Consider the following 25,482-nt stretch of genomic DNA (forward strand, 5'->3'; position numbering starts at 1 on the left):
ACACATCATCTGTCAATCATGTACAAATAAAATCTCTCCATTAGCTATGTGGAAATCACTAAACCGATCGTCGTCCATCAGCGTTACCTTTTTTAAGGAAAGGGATATGACATAACGATTGCATGTATGCTGTGGTAATATGAGATCTCTTTGTAATTCAAGCAATAGTTGTTTAACAGTTATCTGTTTGGGAATTGCAAGATCATATGTATGACCTCCCCATTCCGTAAAATCGACCGATACACGTATATGTGTTTTACTCATCGTCTTCACCTACTTTAATACGTCTCAATAGTCGCCAAAGGAATAATGTCATTACTACTAAAACTATTGTTATAAAGCTCATTTTCAACCATTGATTTTGATCATTCTTTTCTTGTTCGCTCTCTTTTGTTGTTACGATTGATATAGTCATATCAGACTGAAAAAGTTTTTTTATGATCGGCTCAGGTTCCCCATCACTTTTTGTCTCATCATTTTCTCGGAACAGAGCAGCTTGTAAATTTGAAAACTCCTTCTCTGCTTGTTGCTGATTCTCGCGAATTTGTCTAGCAATCTCTTCATTGAATACTTCTTGCATTATATGAGAATCTTTTTTTTCTTTCTTCCCCGTCTGATCCTCTTCAATACGATCCAACTCTATTTGCAATTGACCATTCGAAGCATCCACTACTGAAAAATGAAGCAGGTAAAATGGAATAGTTAAAAGCCCGACTTTAAGCCCCTTCTGAATGCTGTTCATCTGTCTGCACCTCTTTATTTTGCAAGAATGAAAAAACGAATAGATTTGCAACAAGCGCTATTAGGCAAATAATGACTAAAAGGATAAATAATGTTGAACCTTGAACTTCATGATTCAACACACTTGAAATCAGTCGTTCTGCATAATGTAGTGGTGAGACAGGTCGAATTTCTTCTAATACTGATGATCGTTTAAAGTCATAACCAAGTGCTTCTGTAAAGAATAAATATATACTTAAAAAAACTAATAATAAGAACATACCTACAATTTTCAATTGTCTTAGTAAGTACATAGAAATAAGAACCATTCCTAATAAAAGAAGCGTTGTCATCGATATCCATAGTGAAAATTCTACATTTATCTCTTTATGAACATTGAAGGAAACAATACCTACTAGAAGCCCTTCGATTATCCCAATCACTGCTGCAATAATTGTTATAGGTAAATTAGTTTGTATTATGCCCCCTTGTTCATCAAAGTCATTTTTAATAAACTGTAATTTTTTAAAGTTTGATAACACATACCCTGTAAATAAAGCGATAAAAGATGCTATCACTAGTAAATAATATGTTGTCCTTGTATCCTTTCGATCACTAATGGATTTTTTATTTAAATCAATTGGATTGGATAAAAAGCTATACAAGTCTTCATTCGGTGCATTTCCTACTCGACTATTTGCTAATACATTCGTAAAATTCTTTGCATACTCGTTATTCGAAGCCACCTGGGACGTCATATTTGAAGCTAATTGGTTTGCTTTTTGAATTACTTGCTGACCACCACTTTTTACTTCGTTTGCTTTTTGTTGAATGCCATCAAAAGTGTCATAAACAGAACTTGCTTTTTGAACTGCGACATTTGCTTCATTCGAAATTGATTCACTCGAAGCTAAAATTGAACTAAAATCTTTTTGTACCGAAAACATGACTGTTTTCTCTTTTTTGTATTGTGAGTCTATTTTTTGTTGTTCTTTGATTAATTGCACACTATTATCGCGCCATTGCTGAACAATTGGTAATAGCTCTTGAATATCTTTGTTTAGTTGCTCCGCTTTCATATGTGTTGAAAGAATTTTTTGTTGTAGCGGTTTGGTATTTTCTATAGCATCATCAACCAACAATTGAAAGGAATCATATTTTTCCCTAACAGTATCTAGTTCAGTAGCCATAGTTACTGTCATTTGATCTATAATACTTTTAGCTGTAATATCCTTTAGCAGTTGTCCAAAATCCTTACTAGTCAATAAAAAATACATAGATTTGTCGTTTTGAAGAGCTAACTGTGTAAATGAAGAATGCTGTAATGATTGAATACTTTCATCAGAACTAATATCATAGCCAAAGTAGCTTTCCATTATTGCCTGAAGTTTTTGATATTGCCATAAGGATAAGACAGTTGCATCTTGTAATAATGAAACATCTGCTAAAGATATACTCACTTGATGAGAGATCTTATACTGATTGATAACTTTCTCTATTATTTCGGGTTCTGGTGGATCTGTTGGGTCTGGATCTGTCGGGTCTGGATCTGTTGGGTCTGGATCTGTCGGGTCTGGATCTGTTGGGTCTGGATCTGTTGGGTCTAGTTTTGTTGGGTCTGGTTTTGTTGGGTCTGGATCTGGTGGTTCTGTTGGGTCTGGATCTGGTGTTTCTGGTGGATCTATCGGTTCTGGATCTGGTTTTTCTGGTGGATCTATCGGTTCTGGATCTGGTTTTTCTGGTGGATCTGTTCCTAGTTCCTGCTCTATTTGTTCTAATGTCCATCTCCACTTTACTGGTTCAAATATATCAATAGGTGCATTTATATCAGTTAACTTCACTTGTACATTAACCATTAATTCACCTTCATCATACGAAGGTAATTGAATTTCTCCATGCGAGCTAACCGTTTGTACTTCTCCGTTTGGTAAAGTAAGCGTGATTTGCTGCGCTTCAAAGTAAGGAGGTAACTGTAATGAAAAATATTGCTGCCCTTCTTTTTGACTAGGGACTGTCATAACATCTTGAAAGGTCGTACCGTTTTTATAAAGTCCTTCTTTTATTTGTTTTATTTGAGCATTTATCGGTAAGCCATTGTTCTGAATATTTCCTATCAACTGAAATTCGTCTTTATATTGCTTAGCTGCAGTCATAATGTTTACTAGTTTTTCCTTCGTTCTACTAGAAAGCTTAGATTCATTGACTTCTGCCACATCTAATGTAGGTAAACTGTAAATTATTTGTTCAATATGTTGCTGAAACAATAGTTTTGGTGCTGTGTAAATCAAGTTTAGTTGGTCCTGATTATCTGTTACAACTTGATTTAAAGACTTATCTACTTGGTTACTTACTACTTTTTTGAGCTGATTTTGAATGTAGTCATTTAGCGCTTGTTGGTCTAACCCTACTTCCTCTTTTACCCCAACAAGTTGTTGCTGTAATTGTTCTGTTACTTCTTGGATACTATCTTCAGTATCTTCACTTGAAATAGCAGAGGTAATTGCTTGCTGATTTGTCACAAGCCCATCAAATTGATTATGTACATCAGGTGAAGTTAGCTGTTGATTATGTTGCGACAAGTTATCTGTTAAATTTTGTATACCACTTTGATTCACTTCACTTTGATTGTTTAAATCGTTAAAGTTTGACACTATACTTTTATATTGAGGTGCATCACTGGCTACATTTTTATAGAAGTCTTTTAAACCGGTATTCAGTCCCTTAAAAGCTGATTTTGTGTAATCCGTTGATTCACTAATCGACCCAAAGGCATTTGTGTACGTTTTTAATGGATCTTGTAACTGTTTTGTATAGTTATTTTTTAACTCGCCTTCTCTATTGACAATATTTTGTACATTTTTTTTGGCGTCATTTAAATTTGCAATAACGCTTGCAAAATATACATCAATTACTTTTTCATTAAATGAATTTAATACCTCATTTGAAATTTTCTCTGCCTTAGCTTTCGTCAATTCATTTTCAGATTCATTTAGCTGATACATCAACTTGACCTTCTCTGGGTTTTGACTTTCTATAGATAGCGCTTTTTGAGAAAAGTCGTTTGGAATAATGATCATCATATTATATTCTTTAGTTTGTAGACCTCCATCAGCTATTCCTCTACTAACAACACTCCAATTATGTTCTTTACTCCGCTCTATATTTTTGATAAATGCTTTCCCAAAGTTATAGTCTTTTTCGTTTAAAGTTGCGCCTTTATCTTCGTTGACAATTGCAATATCCATTTTTACTTCTGCTGTGTCACTCTTCTCTTCTTGCATTGACCAAAATGGTAAATAAGCGATAACCGCTGCTAATATAAGAGCAAGTACTACAAACAGTGGTAATTTATATTTTTTTTGTTCCATCACACTCACCCCTCATCATCAATACAAAGGAATACTTCCAATGATATTCTCTCGAGAAAACAAGTCAGGACCGTTGAAGTCATCAACGGTCCTGTACTATGTTGGAAAACAATAAAGTAGCAAAACCTACTTTTGAGACAGCCTCTATACATTTCATCCATCCATATACGACTGTCCATTATATACCTATTAAGTTAATCCAAAACTACGAGAAAGCTCTTCATCGTGTGATGTAACTGCATCAGCAGTACTATTCAATTGTCTTTGAATATCACGCATTAATTCAGCAAAGTTTTCTACTTTTGGTTTTAATTGCTGGAATTGTACATCAAACTGTTCAAATGTTTTACCTTCCCACTCAGCTCTTAACTGCTCTTGCAGATTAGATAGATCATTTAATATTGAATTTATTTGTTCCCCACTATTACCATAACGGGTAGCTTTACTTTTCAATTCCTCAGGGGTCATACGAATTTGTGCCATATTGCCATCTCCTTTGTTTTGAATTAGTTTCTCTTCATTAGCAAACAGTACTTTAAAAGCACAGTTCTTATCTTAATTCTATTAAATCCATTTATTACCGGTCAACATAAATTATTTTGATATAATTTAAAAATTAATAGTTAATTTATATATTTTCAACAGCAAACTATAGATATATATACTGATTAAGGTGATTTATAATAATTATTCTAAAAGAGGTTCTTTTTTCCTGTTTTTTCAAAATGCATTTTTTTCAAATTTTTAAAATATACGTTTTCAAGAATCTTTATATCCTATACAGTTCATTTATCTTACTAGTTCCCGCATTATTATTTCACTAAAACATTCTTTATAGGAATTAAATACCATATACATATTTTCAAATCATTTCCAATTAATCATTTTTAAAAATCTATCAAATTATAGCTTTAAACGCCACAAAAGTTATTTCGATATATTTTATTTTCCCTATTTATCTGAGGGGGTTCAACCTTTTTACAATTTATTTAAACTCTAGTTCTAATTTAGGTTATTAAAGTTTCACTCTTGTTCTGTCTAAAAGCGTTTCAAACAATCGATTTTAGACACTATTAATAGGTTTTTTTATACATGTACAAATCAAATTGACTATGATATGCTATGATGCATGCTTTTTATTACGTGGTTCGAAACCATCCCACGAAAAAAAACTAGGGGGAAATGAATAATGAAAGTAAAATCTTTGGCTACTAGCGGAATTATCGCAGCGCTTTATATAGCTGTGTCTATGCTAATTGCCCCACTCGCATTCGGTGCTATACAGTTCCGTATTGCTGAAATGTTCAATCTTCTTGTTGTCTTCAACAAGAAATTCTTTGTAGGTATCGTGATTGGTGTATTTATAACAAATCTATTTTCACCACTTGGTATGTATGATTTAATCTTTGGCCTTGGTCAATCTGTCTTAGCCTTAAGCATCACAATCTTTGCGAAACGTTTTATTAAAGGACATGTTAAGCAAATGATTTTCGGTACACTTGTATTTACATTTACGATGTTCTTAATTGCCATCGAATTGAATCTCGCATTCCAGCTACCGTTTCTATATACTTGGCTAACAGTTGCTGTCGGTGAATTAGTTGTGATGGGGATCGGTATTCCGATTATGCTAGCACTGAACAAGCGTATTAACTTTAGTAAGCTAATTGAAGATTAATATTATAACCACCTAGCCGCAATTTTGTGGATGGGTGGTTTTTTGTTTTACACTCACAATAAATTTTGGCCAAAAAATAAGAGAGAGTCTCCAATTAAGACTCTCTCTTTGTTTTTATAATTGGTAATCCTTTACTTCATCACGCAATTTTGCCTTTAAGAATTTGCCGACTGATGTTTTTGGGATTTCTTTCAAAAAGACTACATGATCTGGTACCCACCACTTTGCAAATTGCCCTTCTAAATACGAAAGAAGCTCTTCCTTCGTTGCACTACTACCCTCTTTCAAAACAACACAAGCTAGTGGACGTTCTTGCCATTTTTCGTCTGGAACGGCGATTACAGCTGCTTCAAATACAGCCTCATGTGTCATGAGTGCATTTTCTAAATCTACAGATGAGATCCACTCTCCACCGCTCTTAATCAAATCTTTCGTACGGTCTGTAATTTTGAGATAACCCTCTGGTGTCATGACTGCAATATCACCTGTATATAGCCAACCATCTTTAAATGCTTCTTCCGTGCGGTCATCCTTATAATATTCATCTGCAATCCAAGGGCCTCGAACAGTTAGCTCGCCCATAGTCTTACCGTCCCAAGGAACTTCTCCGTTTTCGTTGACAACACGTGTTTCAACGAGAGTTGTCGTCAAGCCTTGTGTAGCACGAATATTAAGTTTCTCTTCTGCAGACCAATTTTCCATTTCTGTTGTGTACGTGGAAAGACTTACAATCGGCGTTGTTTCAGTCATACCGTAACCAACGATAAATGGTACTTTGTATTTTTCTTCAAAAGCACGGATTAGACCTTTTGGCGAAGCTGATCCACCACAAACAACGGCACGTAATGACGATAAATCGCGTGGATTTTGCTCTTGTTCCTTTAATACGCCAAGCCATATTGTCGGTACACCTGCCGTTAATGTTACTTTTTCTTGTTCGATTAAATCGAGTAAGAGCTGCGGGTTAAACATTGGCCCTGGTAATACTTGTGTTGTACCAAAATTCACTGCTGCAAATGGCATCCCCCATGCATTTACATGGAACATTGGTACGACTGGCATGGCTACATCGCTCTCGCGAATACCAAGTGAATCTGCTAAACCAAGTGCGATGCTGTGTAGTACTAAACTACGGTGCGTATATACGACACCTTTTGGGAAGCCTGTAGTGGCACTTGTGTAGCACATTCCAGCTGGCATATTTTCATCTAAATCATCAGGGAATTCATAGGAATCTGATGCCTCTTCTAACAGCTTTTCGTAAGAATGAACGTTTTCCAAGTTTGTTTCAGGTAAGTCTGTTCCATCTTGCATAACAACGAAATGTTTCACCGTTTTTAGTAAAGGTGCAGCTTGAGCAATTAATGGAAAAATATCGCTATCTACTAGTAAAATTTCATCTTCAGCATGATTGATAATATACACTATATGCTCTGGTGATAGGCGAATATTAATCATATGGAGTACAGCACCTGCACATGGCACACCGAAATACGCTTCTAAATGGCGATGATGATTCCACGCTAATGAGCCTACTTTAGTACCTTTTTTCATCCCCAACTTCGTTAATGCTTCAGATAATTTTCGTGTACGCTGCCCAAACTCTTTATAAGTAATACGGTGAATCATCGTCTCACTCGTTCTTGAAATGATTAATTTTTTCGGAAAATATCTCTCTGCACGTTTCACAAAATCAGTTAGTACTAATGGCGTTTGCATCATACTCATCCAACTCCCCTTAATTAAGTAATATGATTTTATTTATAAACAAATGCTTAAAAACCAAGATTCTTTGCAATAATCATTTTCATGGCTTCTGTACCTGCGTAAATAGATGCTACTGGGATGTCTAGGAGCTTTTAATACATTCTTCACTTAGAGTTCTATTATCCTTTGAATCGATAATGCCTAAAACGATTTCCTCATTTTTCATCTGGCAAGCCAATTTTATAGCACCAAAATGTCATGATTCTATTTAATACGAATAGAGTAGTCAAGTTCATAGATTATCTTCAAAAAACGTAAGTAGTCGAACTTTTCAAACAAATATACTTTACACAATTATACATGTAAGCGATATTATATACTATTAAAATGGGATGTTTTCGAGAAAAAATATTGATTAAGAGAGAATAACTTTAAATCTATCATCCCATTACAATATGCAGTTCTATCTATTAAAATACTTATCTCCACCAATAAAAAAGCCGTACCTTCAATTAAGAAGGTACAGCTCTATTAAATGCCTATTCATTAAGCAGTTTTAGTTTCTTTCTCTTGTAACTTTTTTAACATATCTGCTGTCATTGCATCTAAGTCGTATTTTGCTTTAAAGCCCCATTCCTCTTGTGCAGCACTTGCATCAATAGAATTTGGCCAACTATCTGCAATGGCCTGACGTACTGGGTCCACTTCATAAGCCATTTTAAAATTAGGGATATGTTTGCGGATTGAAGCTGCAATTTCTTCAGGTTCAAAACTCATAGCCGTTACATTGAACGCATTGCGATGTATCAATTTCGCAGGATCTGCTTCCATCAAATCTACAATAGCTTGCAACGCGTCTGGCATATACATCATATCCATGTATGAGCCCTGTGCGATATATGAAGTATACTTCCCTTCAGATATGGCTTTATAGTATATATCAACCGCATAATCTGTTGTACCGCCACCAGGAGGAGTTGCGTAAGAAATTAAACCTGGGAAACGTACTCCGCGAGTATCTACACCAAAGCGTTGGTAATAGTAATCACATAATAGTTCACCCGCTACTTTATTTACACCATACATGGTAGTGGGGCGTTGCAACGTATCTTGTGGCGTATTGTTTTTGGGCGTAGAAGGTCCAAATGCACCGATTGAACTCGGTGTGAAAAATTGCAGATTTTGTTCACGTGCAACTTCTAAAGCATTAACAAGTCCACCCATATTCAAATTCCAAGCAAATAACGGTTTATTTTCTGCTGTTGCCGATAATAATGCAGCCATGTGCATTAAAGTATCTGCTCCAAAACCTTTCGCTATATCATTCATGCGTCCAGCATCCATAACATCCAGTGTTTCAAAAGGTCCCTTTTGTGTAGCTGGTTTGCGAATATCTGTTGCTAAAACATTTTCCGTTCCATATGTTTCGCGCAGCTTAGATACTAACTCTGACCCTATTTGACCGCACGCACCGGTTATCATAATTTTTTTCATTTTAAAATCCTCCTCACCCAATAAACATTTGTACTTCCAGAAAGAGCATTCACCTAGAGATTACAAATGTATTTCTAGAAAACACAAATAACAACAAAAATACGTTGATTTATCAATGTTTTTAATAATTCGATTATACAATGTATATTTCTAAAACACAATAATCGTTTTTTCGCAAAGGACAGTTTGTTTACGATACAATTATTTTTTGTTTATTTTATAATAAACAAAAGGAGTGGGATCGATGCATTTATTTAAACTAACTATGATTTATTTGGTCGCCATCATCAGCTGTACATTCCTACTTATAATGGACTTACCTATAGTCGTAGTCTTTTCCTTACTATTTATGTATGTCTTCGCTCTCACAATGTTCCCATACTGCAACACTTTGTTTTGGTCTAACAACCTTAGCAAAATGGACCGCTTTATAACAAAGCATAAAACAAAACTCGCATTTGCTTACCCATACGCGGTTGCACATGAAAGCTTAACAGAGCAAAAGTTAAGCGTACAAAAAATACTAAGCAGTTATAAACAACAGGATTCACAACACAATTATCGCTCTTTGCTAGCTACTCTGGACAAAGATTTTGAAACTGCTTTAGTAGAAGCAAAGCAACTTCAAAAAGAACCTATTCGTAGCTACACTATCGCCCATATTGAAACTTTACTCGGCCACTTCGAGGTAGCAAGATCACTCATACCCAACCTAAAAAAGGAATGGATGCCACACGCAATTGAAAGTTTAATCGCCTATGAACAGCAAGATTTCCAGACATTCGAAAAAGAAGCACATGCAGCTACCACAAAAGTAAGAGGGATACAAAAACATTTTTTGTTTTATTCTTTTAAAGAAATGAAGGAAAAATTAGAGGCAAAATAAAAAACCACCCGGGGGAGGGTGGTTTTTTAAGGATGGAATTTTTACATTCCAATGGGGAGTTGGTATAGTATTGGGCATTTCGAGTGGGTTTTATACATTTTTTTAAAATTTAATTGTTTTAGTTGTGACTATCTCTTTAATTAATGTAAACTCCACTTTTTTCACATGACTTTTAAGATTTAAATCATTTAACTTTTCCCGTATATCTGTCAAATAACCTTACTTAGCTAATCCATGTATAAACTTATTTACTAAACAATACCGAGGACTCTGCGTTACTATTTATTTACTCATTTAACATTAACTACATAAGTATTTGCAACCAAATCATGCAGAGCTCGTTTTTGCGGGTGGAATGCGGCGATTAAGTAGCCAAGACAGAGTAGAAGTCCACTAAAGATTCGAGCAATATTTCGAATGATGCTACGGAAAATAGAGATTGTATCACCGTTCGTATCAACAATTTCTATGCCTAGCACTTTTTTTCCGACGGTCCCTCTCCATGGCGTTGCTGGTAGTCCGACAAAATATAATATGCCTACGATAATGAGAATCCAGCTATATAAAGGGTAAGTTGATAGATATAGTTCATCACCAAATATCATTTCCGATATGACACCTTTTGGAACTTTTAAAACGACACCAATTAATGCTATCGCCACCATAACGACAGCGCTATCAATAATTGTCCCTAAGAAACGGATCCAAAATCCTCCATAATCCACTGCCACTTTCCCCTTTCGCTTTTATTAACTCACGTACCCATCATTAGTGTATGATACACCGCTTCACATATTGAGCATTTGTTCTCCAGGATATAATACGTGAAATTCCAGTTTAATAAATTCATATCAAGAGTTTTTTTTATTAACCCCTATATTAACAATGATTTTATCATTGTTAATATGTTTTCTTTGATATGCATCTATCTTGATTTTATTATAAGAACTAAGTTACAATAACAGAACAAACGTTCTTATTTATAAGGAGAGATAAATATATGTTGAGGGATCGCGGAAATAAAAAATGGAGTACTTCTATCATGTTACCGGAACATGTAGCTTTGTTGAGAGAATGGCAAGCAAATAACGATGTCCCCAAACCTATAATTGATGAGCAAAAGTCTGAAGAGATAAATTTCATAATTCAAAACGCTTTAAATAATAAATTGAAACTTGAAGTCCAATACTATTCAAATAATTCTCTTAAGATCATTAAAGGTATTATTGATAAAATTGACTATTTAAACAAAAAAATTTCTATTGAATCCTCTTATGATGGGCTTTTATGTATAAAGTTCTTTGATATTATAGATGCAACTATTGAAGAATAAATTACTTCAAGCTCAAAATATATTGGTGAGACAAGAGCCCCTTATTTAAACTACAAATTCACTTCTTGATGGAAATAGAAAAGGCTTACTTAGCTGTTGATTAACATTAACAGTAAGTAAGCCTTTTTTACAAAATTAACCAAAAAAAGCGTCAACGATTACCCTTCTATAATAGATGAATATTATTTAAACTTTAACAATCGTAAGGCATTTAAAATAACAATTAATGCTGCACCCGTATCGCTTAATACCGCGATTTGCCTCTTCAAAAAAATTTCTATACTATTTTATTTGGAGTTCTTGGAAAACAAGAAAATCATACTAATAGTTATTAATGTGAAAGCGATTAGTGCTAAAAAAGGAATTGTAATAAAACCTAACCAATTAATATATTCAGAGCTACAGGGAACACCGCTCACACAAGGTTTGATTCCACCGAAGCCCGGAACTTTTTGCTCGAGGTAATGAAAAAACGAAATGAAACCACCAAGAATAGAAAGAGGTAATACAAACTTTTTCACAGAAATATCGCTTTGAAAAGTTCCGATTCCTAATATCACCACTAATGGATACATGAAAATGCGTTGGAACCAACAAAGATCACAAGGTATGAACCCTCTAATTTCACTAAAATAAAGGCTTCCTAATGTAGCAACAACGGATACAACCCAAGCAAAGTATAATACCCATACCTTCTTTTCACTTTTACTTTGAACTTTATTCATTTTTATCATCCTTAAGTTCACGATCAATTGCTTCTTTTATTGCCTCATAATCAAATGGGTCCTCCATTGCGACTCCATTGATGTTAACGGTAGGTGTTTGAGATACATGATGTTTTGTATACAAATCCTTATCTATATTTACTTGTTTCATTGTTATTTCTTGTTCAACATCTTGTTTTAGTTGTTCTAGGTTAATTGAAGGCATCTTATCTGCAAGTTCAAGTATTTTATCCGTAGTGATCCATAATCCATCATGGTTAGCTGCTGGTTGAGCATCAAACAAGGCTTTATGAAAATCCCAATAAACCTCGGGATCCTGTTTATAGACAGATTCTGCAGCCATCGCCCCTAAGATAGATTCGTTACCATGAAATAAGACATTCACATAAGAGAATTTAACATCTCCTGATAAGATATAATCTTCTACAAGTTTAGGATAAACAGTTTCTCCCCATGCTTTACATGAAGGGCATTTATAATCTCCGAATTCGACAACAGTTACAGGGGCACTTTCTTGACCTAATAAGGGTTGTCCTGTTAAATCAACTTCCTCCCTTTCTATCGTTATCTCTTCAGGTGTTTGCTTGTTACTTATAATCACTATAATAGCGAGTAGTGAAACTACAACTACCGTACCGATTACTGCTAATTTAAATTTACTCAAAATAAACACTCCTTTTTTTAACTACTTTTTAAAAACTAACACTATTCATGAGCCCCAAATAAAAAGACACTATACATAGGATGCTCATTATAAAAGCCATTACAGAGGTGACTTTCTTTACAAAGACCAAAACTGTAAGGAGTAAAAAGCAAATGGATAATATAATAAACAATAACCCCATTAAGTTAATATCAATGCTAGCATTGATTGGATTAGTAATACCCCCGGTATACAATGCCCTAAAAAGGCTAGATAAACCATCACCCGACACGATAGAATTTATGCTATGTGGTGGTTCTTGCTGCCCTAGAACGGCAGTTGCAGCGAATATTAATATAAGTAGGCCACTTTCAGCTTTAACCCATGGAAGTGGATTAATTTGTGTATCCAATTTTATTTTCCTTCTCATCCAAATACCATTAATAAACGCGAAAAGTACGATAGGGAAAATTATAATGTGTTTAACAAGTAAAGCCTGTCCATAAGGTACCAACCAAGCATTTGCATAGTCATTAAAATCAAGAACCAGTGTCATCAAAAATAATCCCGTACCAATTACAATAGAGAAGCAAATGATAGCAACTGGTGTAAACCATTGTAAAAATGCAGACCAATTTTGGTGATTTACAGAGTACCAGCTCACCACAATTAATAGTCCTACCCAAATAGTTACTGCTAAGAAGTGAAATGTATGTGCGAAAAACCCACTCCATGCAGTTAAGGTTGCAGAATGACTTGCCCAACCGAGCGACAACACAAGTGTAAGCGTAAATAAAATGGATATAAAAATATGTAATTTTTTTTCGAAGACAGGAAATAGAGAAACATATAGATAAAATAGAATGGATAGAAGAAGAGTAAATGTCCAAGCTTGCCCTACTGCAAATCCACCAATAACATTTTGTACAGTTAATTCCAAACCAATATCCTCATATAAGAAAATGATTATCCTAATAAGGGGGGCAATGGACAGGAGCACAATCCCTAAGATTGATAACTGAAGCCACCTTTTTTTCACTTTGATTGTTGGTTTTTTATTAGATGGTATTAATGCCATAATGAGCAAACCCATTAATAGAGAAAAACAAAAGTATAATAATATTTCCGATAGATAAATCAGAATCATTTACTTTTCCCTCTCTTTAATAACCATAAAGTCGAGATTACCGCAATTATTATTAAAACAATTACTGAAATGATCAATATATTATTCGAATTGGATGGTTCTTTCTCAATGATTTCACTAATATCTGGGCTGGTTTTGTTATTTTTTCCTTCAACAATTGTTTTTGATGAATCATCGCTATTGTTGTCACTTAAAGTATCTACAGCAAATGAATACGAATTTTCAATCGGATGGCCATCTCCTCCTATTATTTTCCATTCAACTATGTATTCTCCATCACCTAATGGTGATTTTAAATTTCCTATTAAATCTTTTCCTTGTACCTGAAGTTTGTCCAAAGATATTTCCTTGCCATTTTCTCCAATTAATTTGAAGGTACTAGTATTTTCAATCTTTGTATTAAAAGTTAGTAGTAAGGAGGACAATTCATTATTAACGACTTCCCCACTTTTAGGGGTAGAGTTTTCCAGGTCTGAATGAGCTAAAACAGCTGGAGCAAAAGCGAACGTAATAAATAGTAAGAATATATATTTAGATATTTTCATCAATTTTATCTCCTCCTTTTATAGATTTACCATGATTGTAACAGTTAAAAGATAATATTCAAACATTCGTACGAATATAATAATGACGTTTTTTTGACTGTTATTACACTTCTTATTACAATCAAGTATATGAATGAGGTGAATAGAGTGACTGAAGATGTTAAAAATGAACCAAAGGATATGTGTGAAACAAGTTGTTTTGATGATGAAGTTGTTAACCGCGTTCAACCCAAATTAGAAGAGCTGAATAATGTAGAGCTTGTTTTCAAAGCTTTATCTGATGCAACACGTTTAAAAATTACTTATGCTCTAACTCTTGAAGAAGAGCTATGTGTTTGCGATGTTGCAAACATTTTGGGAACGACGACAGCTACAGCCTCACATCATTTACGTTACTTACGTAATATGGGGTTAGCTAAATATCGAAAAGAAGGAAAATTGGTGTTTTACTCCATTATAGATGAGCACTTACAACAGTTAGTGAAAATAGCGATTAATCACTCTAAAAAAGACTAAGAATATCATAGTTATACGGGTAACTTGTTGATTAAAGAAAACCTGTCATTGTTGCAAATTACATTAATATATGGATTTATCAGTAGATGAACAACATTTCTTTAATTTGATTGGAACATAAAAAACCACCAATTAATTTGGTGGTTTTCGAAATAAAGAACAGATTAAAGCAATCGATTTTCATCTCCCTTAGTTATGACTTCATATACTTTAATCACTTAATCCCCCCATCCCTCATTTAACTTAAAATACTATAAATACTTTAAAATTTTACTATTGTTTAAAATAATTTAATGATACAAAAAAAGGAAGGTTATATCATTAAATACTTTATATCCTCCCTAAAATTATACTATTGTTTAAATACTGCCTCTGTCACGAATCACCTTAAAACACCTGCTTTTCCATTATATTTTGTATGACATGATATAAAAGAACTCACTAAAACATACTTTTAATTAATTTCTTCACATTCAATATTACGACAGCTTTTTATGCGAACTGCTCCAACCTGTGAATTTAGTGCATAAGTTGTGCATAACTAGACCTATCTGTAGATAACACTTAGTTATCCACATGTTAACAAGATATTACGACGCCACCACGTTATACAGCTATTATGCAAATAGTGTATAGCAATAAAATGGATATTGAATAAATATACATCCCCATTATTTTTTGTGGCCGCCTAGTAATTTTGAGCGTGCAACAGCAGTGCCTGCTTCTGTATAAGAGACTGCACGTAAAAGAGCAGTTGGGCCATAGCGAGAGCGTAGTTGATCCATTGTAGCTCCGAGCTTCCGGCGACGAAAGCGGTCAGTGTCAAACAAACTAAGCTGCATTGAGCGTTCAGATTCAAGCTTTGTAATACTAATGGTAAGCTGGCGTACGGGTCTTTCTTCTATATAGTGTTCATCGAGCAACTGCTGGCAGACCTGATAAATTTTCATCGTTTCATTTGTTGGCTCATCAATTGTGCGTGAACGATGAAAACCTCCACCAAATGCGTTTTTGCTGTAGGAGAGCCCAAGTAAAATGGTACGGCCTATTTTAAATGCTTCACGCGCACGCCTTGCGATGTCTTCACACATCTCCAAAATAACTGCAAGCACTTCTTCCTTTTTGTTATAATCGCGCATTAAAATTTGTCCTTTTCCATAACTGATTTGCCCTTCAATTATTGGTTCACCGAGTTCAGAAAGATCAATTCCCCACGCATGATGATAAAGTTGATTACCCATAATACCAAAACGAGCCTCTAGTGTTTTTAAATCTGCTTTAGCTAAATCTCCTACTGAAAAAATCCCCATATGATTAAGTGAGCGTTCTGTCTGACGCCCAATACCCCACATCTTAGAGAGTGGTGATGTAGGCCATAACTTCTCTTCCACATCCTCATATACCCATTTAGCAAAGCCTGTTTTTTTCGCTTCTAAATCAAGCGCTAGCTTTGATAGCAACATATTAGGCCCCATGCCGACGGCACTTGGAATTCCAAACTGGTTATAAATATCTCGCTGTATCTTCTGCGCGGTTTGTTCAACTGGTCCCCATAATTTTTCTGTTCCTGTTAAATCAACGAAGCTTTCATCAACACTATAAATATGGATAGCTTCCTTTGGGACATAGCTATTGAGTAGGCGTGTAATTTCCATTGAAACGCGGATGAAAAAGTCCATTTTAGGTTCAAATAGGCGAATATCCGGATGCTTCGGAATTTCATAGAGGCGTGTGCCAGTTTTTACTTGGAAACGTTTTTTCATCATCGGCGATGCCGCTAGCACGATACTTCCCTTTTGATTGAAGTTACCAACTACCGCAATTGGCGTCTTCATCACATCTAAATGCTCCAACGTTGCAATACAACTCGCATAGAAACACCGCATATCGATACACATAATTGATCGCCTTGGCATGTTTTCGTACATACACCTATCCTCCAATAGAGAACGTTTGTTCTTATTTTAAATTGAGATAAGTGAGATGGCAAGTGGGAATATCCGGTATTGTGGATGAGTAGTGGATTTAAGTTTTATTAGGAGGACTTCATAATAAAAAAAGACTACTGCACACTTTTAAGTGTGCAGTAGTCCCTGTAGATAAATGCTCGAAACATTGAGGTTCCAGCGCTTGTCGAGTCTAAACGGACCACTTCAGCATTTACTTCAGATATCCAGCTTCAGTGGCCAGACTCTCGAGGTCACTTCCACCTTCTCCGTTGAAAACTGAAAGTACGTTTTCAATTCGAAGGTTCCAGCGCTTGTCGAGTCTAAACGGACCACTTCAGCATTTACTTCATCCAGTCAGGTTTGCCGAAGCCTTTGAATTCTTCATCAATGATTTTTTCGAATCCTTCTGATTTAACGATTTCTAAGATGTCTTTTGCTAGTTGTGAATCTTTGTTTTCTTCCTTAACCGCAATAACATTACGGAATTTATCAGGCATGTTTTCTAAGAATAGTGCATCTTGTAGTTTCAGTCCTGCTGCAAGCGCGAAGTTTCCTGGGACACCAACAAGGTCAGCACTTTCGATTGCACGAGGCAGACCCGCCGCTTCGATTGGTTGGAACACTAAGTTTTTAGGATTTTCAACAACGTCTTTTTCAGATGCTTTTAGTTCTTCGATGTTAGGGTCAATTTTGATAAGACCTTGTTCTTGTAACGTTAATAATGTACGTGCTGCATTTGATGGATCGTTAGCAATTGCTACTTTTGCGCCGTCTTTAATGTCATCAATTGATTTAAAATCTTTTGCAAAGAAGCCCATTGGTGCAGTTGGTACGATAATTAGACCAGTTAACTTCATTTTGTTTTGTTCATTAAAGTTTTCAAGATAAATTGAGTGTTGGAAAAGGTTTGCATCAATATCTCCAGAATCTAATGCTTTGTTTGGTTGTACGTAATCACTGAATTCAACCGTTTTTACTTTATAGCCTTTTTTCTCTAATTGTGGGATGATCGCTTTATTTAACATGTCACTATATGGTCCTGCAGTTGCGCCAATTTTAATGTCTTTCGAATCTTTTGGTTTGCTTTCATCTTTGTTACCACATGCAACTAAAGCTGTTGCTAATACGAATAATAACGCTGCTAGTAAAAACTTTTTCATTTTCAATTCTCCCCTTTATCGTTTATCAATTGCTTTTGAAATGGCATCGCCTGAAAGTTGAATAATTTGGACGATAACAATCAAAATGACAACTGTCGCAATCATAATTGTGTTGTCATAGCGGTAATAACCAAAACGAATAGCTAAGTCACCAATTCCGCCACCACCGACAATACCAGCCATTGCGGAATATGCTACTAAACTAATAATCGTCATTGTCACCCCTTGGATAATACCCGATTTCGCTTCAGGTAATAGTACATCTCGTATGATCATCCACGGTGTTGCTCCGACAGCTATTGATGCTTCGATGACGCCTTTATCAACTTCACGCATAGACGTTTCTACAAGTCTCGCAAAGAATGGAATGGCTGCTACAGATAATGAAACACTCGCCGCTATCGGACCAATTGTATCTCCAACTAGTATTTTTGTTAGTGGGAACAACGCTACTAATAGAATGATATACGGAACAGAACGAACTAGATTGACGATAAATCCTAGAATCCCATTAAAAAAACGGTTACGTAAAAATAAACCTTTGCTTGTAACAAATAGAATAATACCGAGTGGTAAACCGATAATTAGTGAAATACTAAGTGAAATACCAATCATCAGTAACGTTTCACCAAATGCTTTCCAAATGTCTGGAAGCATACTAATAAAGTGCTCGAAATCAAATAGCATCGTTAATCACCTCCACAAACGCACCGCGCCCTTCCATATAGGAAATAGCTCTCCCTACATTATCCGGTTGACCTTGTAGCTCCATTAGGAAAATGCCAAGCGGTTTTTCTTGAATATATTCAATTGTGCCATGCAAGAAATTACCACGTACCTCAAAGCTTTGAATCATATCTGAAATGACGCCGTCACCAGCTACATCTCCTTTGAATAGCACTTTCACAATTTCCCCTGTCACACCTTTAAGAATCGTTGGCGGTAATTCAAATGATACAACGCTGCTAATAAATTCTTGTGTTAATGGCTCAACCGGATTTGCAAAAACATCGTAAACTTCTCCTTCTTCAATGACTCTTCCATCTTGCATAATAACCATACGATCACAAATTTCTTTTACAACATCCATTTCATGTGTGATAAGGATAATTGTAATATTCAGCTCACGATTGATTTTTTTTAGTAAGCGTAAAATGGAAACTGTTGTTTTTGGGTCAAGTGCTGATGTTGCTTCATCACAAAGTAGTACGGATGGATTGTTTGCAAGTGCACGAGCAATACCGACACGTTGCTTTTGACCACCACTTAACTGTGCTGGGTAGACGTCGATTTTCTCAGATAAACCGACCATTTCAAGCAATTCTTTTACACGGGCTTTAATCTGCTTCGGTGGTGTAGCCGCTGCTTTTAAAGCAAATTCGATATTTTCGCCAACCGTTTTTTGACTGATTAAGTAAAAGTGCTGGAAGATCATACCGATTTTCAAACGCGCTTTACGAAGTTGTTCGCCTTTTAATTTTGTTAAATCTTGACCATTTACGATGATACTACCACTTGTTGGTCGCTCCAATAAATTGATACAACGTAGCAGCGAGCTTTTTCCTGCACCAGAATAGCCAACAATACCGAAGACTTCACCTTTATCAATTGTCAACGATACGTTGTCTACGCCCGTTACCGTACCCTTTTTGGTTTTATATACTTTTGTAAGATTCTGAATCTCGAGCATATTGTATCCCCTCAAATCTGTTTAAATTATGTAACTTCTATAGAAATACTTGGAATTCACTGTATTAAAAAACGCTTCTTTCGGTTATCTGAAAGAAGCATCGTAAGTGTAAATTGGCGATTTATCTTCCAGAATGTACTCATTCTGTAGGAATTGGCACCTTCCCTTTTTCAGGGGGTTGCCGGACGTCATAGGGCCTATCCCTCAGTCTCTCTAGATAAAGTTCAATATTCATTTGTAAGTTATGAACTAAATATTACTGTGAAATAATGTAGATGTCAAACACTTTTTCGAAACTTTGTATTATTTAGAAATATCTTTATATAATTCAGGGCGACGATCATCATATACCGGGATTCGTTGACGAATTTCATCCACTATAGAGAAGTCGACATCGATAATCGCCATTTCTTCATCTTCTCCACCAGTCCATAACACTTCACCCCAAGGTTCAATAACCATCGATTGACCGTTGAAATTTTGTTTTTTATGGCTAATTCGATTTACTGCAATAACAAAACACTGGCTTTCAATTGCGCGTGCTTGTAATAATGTTTTCCAATGATCAATACGTGGTGTTGGCCATTGTGCAGAAACGAAAATTACTTTCGCTCCGTTCAATGCATGAAGACGTAACCACTCAGGAAAACGAATATCGTAGCATATAACACCAGCCGCTGGAATATCACCTAGCTCAAAGTTATTCTGCTTATCGCCAGCTGATAAATACAAATGCTCGTCCATTAGACGGAAAAGATGCGCTTTGTCATATTCGCTGACAAGCTCCCCTTTATTGTTATATACGTACATCGTATTATAGAATTTTCCATCTTTTTTTGTTGATACCGAGCCACCAACAATATGAATTTGTAATTCTTCTGAAAGCTTTTGTAGAAAATTCTTTGTGCGTTCCCCATTCGGATCTGCAAGGTCTTCTAATTTCTCTAAAGCATAGCTGGAATTCCACATTTCAGGAAGAATTGCGAGTTCCGCCCCCTTATCAGAAGCCTCCCTGATAAACTTTTCGACGTTTGTAAAATTTTTTTCGATGTCCCCGAAGGCAACATTTAACTGTATACATGCAATTTTCATAGCTCCACCACCTGTAGACATTTTCTTAAAAAGGTTATAATATTTCTCTTATTATTGCGACTATTTTATACATACGTCTATTTTATCCACAAAGTAGTTGTTGTGTATAGAGTATTTAGAAGAAAGATTTTGTGGATAACAAGTTATTAAAGAAAATAATTCAAGGGGGTTTGTTCGAAGATGGAATTTTCAACGAGATTACAACAGTTGCCGAAGCAGTTTTTCGCAACTTTAGTACAAAAAGTAGGTGCCGCAGTCGCGGAAGGTAGAGATGTCATCAATTTAGGCCAAGGAAATCCAGACCAACCAACTCCTCCTCATATTATAGAAGCTATGCAGGAAGCTGTTATTAATCCGCAAACTCATAAATACTCTCCATTCCGTGGCTTGCCCGATTTTAAGGAAGCAATTGCTGAATTTTATGTGCGAGAATACGGCGTTGAAATTGATGCAAATACGGAAGTAGCCATACTTTTTGGCACAAAAATTGGTGTAGTTGAATTACCTTTAGCTATTATGAACCCTGGTGATTCAATGCTACTCCCAGATCCTGGTTATCCGGACTATTGGTCAGGCGTAGCACTAGCTGATGTCAAGTTCGATACACTTCCATTACTAGCTGAAAACGACTTCCTACCTGATTACACAACTGTGTCAGATGAGGTAAAAGCTCGTGCGAAATTAATGTATTTAAATTATCCAAATAACCCAACTGGTGCTGTTGCTAATTTATCATTTTTCGATGAAACTGTGCAGTTTGCGAAAGATCACGATATTGCAGTAATGCATGACTTTGCATATGGAGCAATTGGATTTGATGGTGAAAAACCAGTGAGTTTTTTACAAGCTGAAGGTGCTAAGGACGTTGGGGTTGAGTTGTATACTTTATCAAAAACGTATAATATGGCTGGTTGGCGGGTCGGCTTTGCAGTTGGTAATGCAAAGCTAATTGAAGCATTAAACTTAATACAAGATCATTTATTTGTCAGCCTATTCCCTGCTGTGCAAGAGGCTGGTATTGCAGCACTTACTAGTTCACAAGAATGTGTAACCGAGTTAGTGGCTATGTATGAAAGCCGCCGGAATGCATTAAAAGTTGCTTGCGATCGTATTGGCTGGGCGGTGACAGCACCAAAAGGATCATTCTTTGCATGGCTTCCTGTACCAGAAGGGTATAAGAGTGAAGCATTTGCTGATTTATTGCTAGAACAGGCTGATGTAGCAGTTGCTGCTGGTAATGGTTTTGGTGAATACGGAGAAGGGTACGTACGTGTTGGCTTGCTTGTTGATGAGGTCAGGCTTCATGAAGCAATAACGCGTATCTCCAAACTAAATTTATTTTAATGTTTATACATTGAAAAATCACCTTATCCCATAAGTTGGAGTTTCAGTGGCATGGGTTTAATAAATATATCAATAAAACAGTCGCATAATCACAAATGTGGCTATAGAATTAACAAAGAAAATTGCTTAATAAAAATGCCCAGCACATAGCGCTGAGCATTTTTTTGTTATGAAATTACACCTAGTTCTTTACCTACTTTTTCATAAGTCGCTAAAGCTTCGTCTAGCATTTCTTTTGTATGTGCGGCAGTTGGCATGTTACGTACGCGCCCAGTGCCTTTTGGTACAGTTGGAAAGACAATCGATTTAGCGTATACGCCTTCTTCAAAAAGACGAGCAGAAAAGGCTTGAGTTAGTTTTTCGTCACCGATGATACACGGTGTAATCGGAGTTTCAGATGCACCGATGTTAAATCCAAGTTTTTTCAGACCCGCTTTTAAATAATCACCATTTTCCCACAGTTGATCGCAAAGTTCTGTTGAATCAATTAACATTTGAACAGCTGCAGTGATTGCAGCAACATCACCTGGTGGTAAAGCTGTTGAGAATAAAAATGGACGAGAACGTACTTTTAACCAATCGATTAAATTCTTCTTACCTGCTACGTATCCACCTACTACACCAATCGCTTTAGATAGTGTACCGATTTGGAAGTCGATTTCTTTTTCTAAACCGAAATGCTTCACAGTACCTTTTCCTCTACCTGTTACACCTGATCCATGAGCATCATCCACATATGTAATAAGATCAAATTCTTTCGCAATTTCTACTATTTCAGGCAATTTTGCGATGTCTCCATCCATTGAAAACACGCCGTCAGTGATGACCATTACTTTATTGTATAAGCCTGATTCAGTTGCTGCTTTTGCTTTAGCACGTAAATCAGCCATATCAGAGTGATTAAAAGCAATAATCTTCGCTTTAGATAAGCGACAACCATCGATGATAGATGCATGATTTAATTGATCAGATAGGATTGCATCATTTTTGTCCATAACAGCAGAAATAGCTGCCATATTACAATTGAATCCTGATTGATATGAAATGGCTGCTTCAGTACCTTTAAATTCTGCTAGTTTCTCTTCTAATTTAACGTGAAGATCGAGTGTTCCATTGATCGTGCGGACTGCGCCAGCACCTACGCCATATTTTTCGATTGCTTCTTGAGCAATTTTCTTTAATTTATCATTTGTTGCTAAGCCCAGATAGTTATTTGAAGATAGGTTGACCAAATTTTTGCCACGCACTTGAATAACTGAACCGTTCGGGCCTTCTACAGGATCTATTTCGTTGTATAAGCCTTGGTCGCGCAGTTGTTGCAAGTTGTCGTCTACGAATGTGTTCAGTACGTTTGACAAGAAAATCATCCTTTCAATTTTGGATAAAAATATTGTAGCATACTTCCACCATTATTTGTACACCTGAAAAGTACCATCATAAACAATAAGATGAAATTCATTGAAATTACTGCATATACTGTCCCGCTAAGAAATACAGTTGTACACTCAGAAAAATTAGAATACTTAATTTTCAGGATTATCTTGGTGAAAATAGTGCATTCTATTAAGTAATATCATCAATCATAACTTCTTCTCCACACATCAGTCGTATTCTAGAGTACTAAAAAAGTGAGTAGACCATTGTCTACTCACTTTTTACTTATTTCGTTAACTCTGAAAATGTTACTTGTTCTTCACCGATACATTTCAATAATAATTTACGGCTATACGCAAGCGAAAATTGAACAATTGGGCCAAGACCAAATGCCATAAGAACAGTACCAAGACCAACAGGACCACCAAGTAACCACCCTGCTACAGCAACAGCTACTTCCATAATTGTACGGGCTTTAATAATACTTAATCCCAACTTGTCTACAGCTAAAAGCATCAAGCTATCACGAGGACCAGCTCCAAGATTTGCTGAAATGTACATTCCGCCACCTAAACCTATTAAAATAATACCGATAATGAAGCTGAAAAATTGTAGGGCTAAATGATTAACATCAGGTAATAACCAATTGAAGAAATCGATGAATATACCGATACTTAGCATATTGACAAAAGTTCCTATCTTCGGTAATTGACGAGTGCCAATTGCTGTAATACCAATAATAATAAGACCAGTTATGATTGACCAACTACCGATGGAAAAACCGAAGTTTTTGAATAGACCTATATGCAGTACATCCCACGAGCCCACCCCAAAGGTTTGTCCTTTAATTGTTAACGAAACACCGAGTGCAATGACGATAAGTCCCATCATGAAAAATCCCCAGCGCCAACTATTTATTTTATTCACAAGAATCCTTCTTTCTACAGAAAAATGAAAAGCCCTCTACGCAAGAAGCATAAAGTGGCTTTTCAATGATAACTAAACTATTATAACAAAATTCGTTCCTATTTTAAATAAAACTGTCCTAGATTTATATAATAGCTGCAAATTTCGCATTTATGATTTTCGCTAAATCAGCTGGTTGGATACATATTTGCATGCCTATTTTCCCTGCACTAACAAAGATATGGTCAATCGTTTTTGCTGATTCATCTATGAAGGTTGGAAATAACTTTTTCATACCAATAGGCGAACAGCCGCCTCTAATATAACCTGTAGTTGGCAATAAATCTTTCACAGGTAGCATCTCTATCTTCTTTTCCCCAACAGCCTTTGCAGCAGCTTTTAGATTAAGCTCTGCTGCTACTGGAATGACGAAAACGTAATACTTTCCTTTACCAGCTGTAGACATGAGCGTTTTATACACACTCTCGACAGGTTGACCAATTTTACCTGCAACTGAAATACCATCGACTTGACCGTCTGTGATTTCATATTCTGTCAGTGAGTATGGGACTTTTTTTTGGTCCAATAAACGCACTGCATTTGTTTTTTGTACTTTTGCATTTTTAGCCAAAACATTCACTTCTCCTAAGCAATACGATAAAAGCTTGGCCGCGTCACTCTAAATCCTGATTTCGCCATCTGGACATGATATGAATAGCGAGAAATTGCTTGATCAAATAGACGCTGCTTAAGCTTTTGCTCTAAAGTTTGTGTTGAATTTGTTAATTGCCCAAACTGATTAGTAGAATCTTCTGTTGTAACTTGTTGTTTCACTTCGGTGATTTGATCACGAGTTTGCTGGATTATCTCTATTTTGCCTTCAGTAACGCATACATCTTGTCTCATCGGTGCATCTGAGGTCTCAACTAATGGCGATGTCTGTTCCATGTTATCTTTTGCTTTAGCACGGAATTCCTGGTCCTTTTGTTGAAGCTCACGAATAGCAGCTTGGACTTGCGGCTGATGTTGTTTTTCCTTTTTACCCGTTAGCAAGTCCATTAGCTCTTCCAAAGCTGGATTCGACTTTGGTTGGAAATACTGAGCTGTTTTACGATAAGCATCATCTGCATTCTTTTGTCTAAGAGCTCGTTTACGATTTTCAATGTCTGTATACTGATTGTTTAATAGAGCAGCTAATTTCATGC

Annotated in this window: 25 protein-coding genes and 2 riboswitches; of the genes, 5 read left to right on the top strand and 20 right to left on the bottom strand. The window is 35.9% G+C overall.

The features are described 5' to 3' along the window. Positions 1–12 precede the first annotated feature (12 nt). The 4 genes from AC3IS5_RS18480 to AC3IS5_RS18495 all read right to left on the bottom strand — a co-directional run bounded on the left by AC3IS5_RS18480 (position 13) and on the right by AC3IS5_RS18495 (position 4,571). A complete protein-coding gene (locus AC3IS5_RS18480) occupies positions 13–264 on the bottom strand; it encodes an EsaB/YukD family protein (protein ID WP_489425701.1) in 252 nt (83 codons plus the stop codon). Continuing rightward, the gene (gene essA, locus AC3IS5_RS18485) at positions 257–742 is read right to left on the bottom strand and encodes a type VII secretion protein EssA (protein WP_489425702.1); all 486 of its coding nucleotides are present in this window, start codon (positions 740–742) and stop codon (positions 257–259) included. The genes AC3IS5_RS18480 and essA overlap by 8 nt, the downstream gene beginning before the upstream one ends. Beyond that, a complete protein-coding gene (gene esaA, locus AC3IS5_RS18490; RefSeq protein WP_489425703.1) occupies positions 717–4,088 on the bottom strand; it encodes a type VII secretion protein EsaA in 3,372 nt (1,123 codons plus the stop codon). Before esaA ends, essA begins: the two co-directional genes overlap by 26 nt. Before the next feature lie 189 nt (positions 4,089–4,277). Beyond that, positions 4,278–4,571 carry a WXG100 family type VII secretion target gene (locus AC3IS5_RS18495; protein WP_489425704.1) on the bottom strand — a complete coding sequence of 98 codons (294 nt, stop codon included), beginning with the start codon at positions 4,569–4,571 and terminating at the stop codon, positions 4,278–4,280. Between the two features lie 654 nt (positions 4,572–5,225). Beyond that, a riboswitch (PreQ1 riboswitch) is annotated at positions 5,226–5,270 on the top strand. 7 nt (positions 5,271–5,277) lie between these two features. Between AC3IS5_RS18495 and AC3IS5_RS18500 the strand changes: the two genes are divergently transcribed. Continuing rightward, positions 5,278–5,766: a QueT transporter family protein gene (locus AC3IS5_RS18500; RefSeq protein ID WP_489425705.1), complete on the top strand. Its 489-nt coding sequence runs from the start codon at positions 5,278–5,280 to the stop codon at positions 5,764–5,766. Between the two features lie 114 nt (positions 5,767–5,880). Here the strand turns inward: AC3IS5_RS18500 and AC3IS5_RS18505 are convergent, their stop codons facing one another. Both AC3IS5_RS18505 and AC3IS5_RS18510 read right to left on the bottom strand, forming a co-directional pair. After that, positions 5,881–7,488, bottom strand: a complete 1,608-nt coding sequence (locus tag AC3IS5_RS18505) for a long-chain fatty acid--CoA ligase (protein WP_489427935.1) — start codon at positions 7,486–7,488, stop codon at positions 5,881–5,883. Between the two features lie 531 nt (positions 7,489–8,019). Further along, positions 8,020–8,967 carry an L-threonine 3-dehydrogenase gene (locus AC3IS5_RS18510; RefSeq protein ID WP_489425706.1) on the bottom strand — a complete coding sequence of 316 codons (948 nt, stop codon included), beginning with the start codon at positions 8,965–8,967 and terminating at the stop codon, positions 8,020–8,022. Positions 8,968–9,211: 244 nt separating this feature from the next. Between AC3IS5_RS18510 and AC3IS5_RS18515 the strand changes: the two genes are divergently transcribed. After that, complete coding sequence (locus tag AC3IS5_RS18515) at positions 9,212–9,853, top strand: hypothetical protein (protein WP_489425707.1); 642 nt, start codon at positions 9,212–9,214, stop codon at positions 9,851–9,853. Between the two features lie 290 nt (positions 9,854–10,143). Here the strand turns inward: AC3IS5_RS18515 and AC3IS5_RS18520 are convergent, their stop codons facing one another. Further along, positions 10,144–10,578, bottom strand: coding sequence for an RDD family protein (locus tag AC3IS5_RS18520; RefSeq protein ID WP_489425708.1), 435 nt, complete (start codon positions 10,576–10,578; stop codon positions 10,144–10,146). Between the two features lie 275 nt (positions 10,579–10,853). Here AC3IS5_RS18520 and AC3IS5_RS18525 point away from each other — a divergent pair, with 275 nt between their 5' ends. Beyond that, positions 10,854–11,186 carry a YolD-like family protein gene (locus AC3IS5_RS18525; RefSeq protein ID WP_489425709.1) on the top strand — a complete coding sequence of 111 codons (333 nt, stop codon included), beginning with the start codon at positions 10,854–10,856 and terminating at the stop codon, positions 11,184–11,186. A gap of 287 nt (positions 11,187–11,473) precedes the next feature. Here AC3IS5_RS18525 and AC3IS5_RS18530 read toward each other — a convergent pair whose 3' ends face one another. From AC3IS5_RS18530 to AC3IS5_RS18545, 4 genes are all read right to left on the bottom strand, one after another. After that, positions 11,474–11,911, bottom strand: a complete 438-nt coding sequence (locus AC3IS5_RS18530; protein ID WP_489425710.1) for a disulfide oxidoreductase — start codon at positions 11,909–11,911, stop codon at positions 11,474–11,476. Further along, positions 11,904–12,584 (bottom strand): DsbA family protein, encoded by a 681-nt coding sequence (locus tag AC3IS5_RS18535; RefSeq protein ID WP_489425711.1) that lies wholly within the window; start codon positions 12,582–12,584, stop codon positions 11,904–11,906. The genes AC3IS5_RS18530 and AC3IS5_RS18535 overlap by 8 nt, the downstream gene beginning before the upstream one ends. A 19-nt stretch (positions 12,585–12,603) precedes the next feature. Then, positions 12,604–13,632, bottom strand: a complete 1,029-nt coding sequence (locus tag AC3IS5_RS18540) for a copper resistance D family protein (protein ID WP_489425712.1) — start codon at positions 13,630–13,632, stop codon at positions 12,604–12,606. Positions 13,633–13,697: 65 nt separating this feature from the next. Continuing rightward, positions 13,698–14,246 carry a copper resistance CopC family protein gene (locus tag AC3IS5_RS18545; RefSeq protein WP_489425713.1) on the bottom strand — a complete coding sequence of 183 codons (549 nt, stop codon included), beginning with the start codon at positions 14,244–14,246 and terminating at the stop codon, positions 13,698–13,700. Positions 14,247–14,426: 180 nt separating this feature from the next. On the opposite strand from AC3IS5_RS18545, the gene AC3IS5_RS18550 reads away from it, so the two are divergent. Further along, entirely contained in the window at positions 14,427–14,762 is a 336-nt protein-coding gene (locus AC3IS5_RS18550; RefSeq protein ID WP_489427936.1) for an ArsR/SmtB family transcription factor, read from the top strand. A gap of 671 nt (positions 14,763–15,433) precedes the next feature. On the opposite strand, the gene AC3IS5_RS18555 is transcribed toward AC3IS5_RS18550, so the two are convergent. The 5 genes from AC3IS5_RS18555 to AC3IS5_RS18575 all read right to left on the bottom strand — a co-directional run bounded on the left by AC3IS5_RS18555 (position 15,434) and on the right by AC3IS5_RS18575 (position 20,653). Next, positions 15,434–16,690 (bottom strand): Y-family DNA polymerase, encoded by a 1,257-nt coding sequence (locus tag AC3IS5_RS18555; protein ID WP_489425714.1) that lies wholly within the window; start codon positions 16,688–16,690, stop codon positions 15,434–15,436. Positions 16,691–17,052: 362 nt separating this feature from the next. Then, a complete protein-coding gene (locus tag AC3IS5_RS18560; RefSeq protein ID WP_489425715.1) occupies positions 17,053–17,871 on the bottom strand; it encodes a MetQ/NlpA family ABC transporter substrate-binding protein in 819 nt (272 codons plus the stop codon). Between the two features lie 15 nt (positions 17,872–17,886). Next, complete coding sequence (locus tag AC3IS5_RS18565) at positions 17,887–18,558, bottom strand: methionine ABC transporter permease (RefSeq protein ID WP_489425716.1); 672 nt, start codon at positions 18,556–18,558, stop codon at positions 17,887–17,889. Then, entirely contained in the window at positions 18,548–19,561 is a 1,014-nt protein-coding gene (locus tag AC3IS5_RS18570) for a methionine ABC transporter ATP-binding protein (RefSeq protein WP_489425717.1), read from the bottom strand. The genes AC3IS5_RS18565 and AC3IS5_RS18570 overlap by 11 nt, the downstream gene beginning before the upstream one ends. 118 nt (positions 19,562–19,679) lie before the next feature. Then, a riboswitch (SAM riboswitch) is annotated at positions 19,680–19,785 on the bottom strand. 79 nt (positions 19,786–19,864) lie between these two features. After that, the gene (locus AC3IS5_RS18575) at positions 19,865–20,653 is read right to left on the bottom strand and encodes a carbon-nitrogen family hydrolase (RefSeq protein WP_489425718.1); all 789 of its coding nucleotides are present in this window, start codon (positions 20,651–20,653) and stop codon (positions 19,865–19,867) included. A 180-nt stretch (positions 20,654–20,833) separates the two neighbouring features. Between AC3IS5_RS18575 and AC3IS5_RS18580 the strand changes: the two genes are divergently transcribed. After that, entirely contained in the window at positions 20,834–21,997 is a 1,164-nt protein-coding gene (locus tag AC3IS5_RS18580; protein WP_489425719.1) for a pyridoxal phosphate-dependent aminotransferase, read from the top strand. Between the two features lie 167 nt (positions 21,998–22,164). Here AC3IS5_RS18580 and AC3IS5_RS18585 read toward each other — a convergent pair whose 3' ends face one another. From AC3IS5_RS18585 to AC3IS5_RS18600, 4 genes are all read right to left on the bottom strand, one after another. Then, positions 22,165–23,364 (bottom strand): glycine C-acetyltransferase, encoded by a 1,200-nt coding sequence (locus tag AC3IS5_RS18585; protein ID WP_489425720.1) that lies wholly within the window; start codon positions 23,362–23,364, stop codon positions 22,165–22,167. A gap of 292 nt (positions 23,365–23,656) precedes the next feature. Beyond that, complete coding sequence (locus AC3IS5_RS18590) at positions 23,657–24,298, bottom strand: YczE/YyaS/YitT family protein (protein WP_489425721.1); 642 nt, start codon at positions 24,296–24,298, stop codon at positions 23,657–23,659. A gap of 124 nt (positions 24,299–24,422) precedes the next feature. After that, the gene (gene ybaK, locus AC3IS5_RS18595) at positions 24,423–24,908 is read right to left on the bottom strand and encodes a Cys-tRNA(Pro) deacylase (protein WP_489425722.1); all 486 of its coding nucleotides are present in this window, start codon (positions 24,906–24,908) and stop codon (positions 24,423–24,425) included. Between the two features lie 14 nt (positions 24,909–24,922). Next, the gene (locus AC3IS5_RS18600; RefSeq protein WP_489425723.1) at positions 24,923–25,480 is read right to left on the bottom strand and encodes a hypothetical protein; all 558 of its coding nucleotides are present in this window, start codon (positions 25,478–25,480) and stop codon (positions 24,923–24,925) included. Positions 25,481–25,482: the final 2 nt, after the last annotated feature.

The organism is Viridibacillus sp. KH_047 (assembly GCF_057838945.1).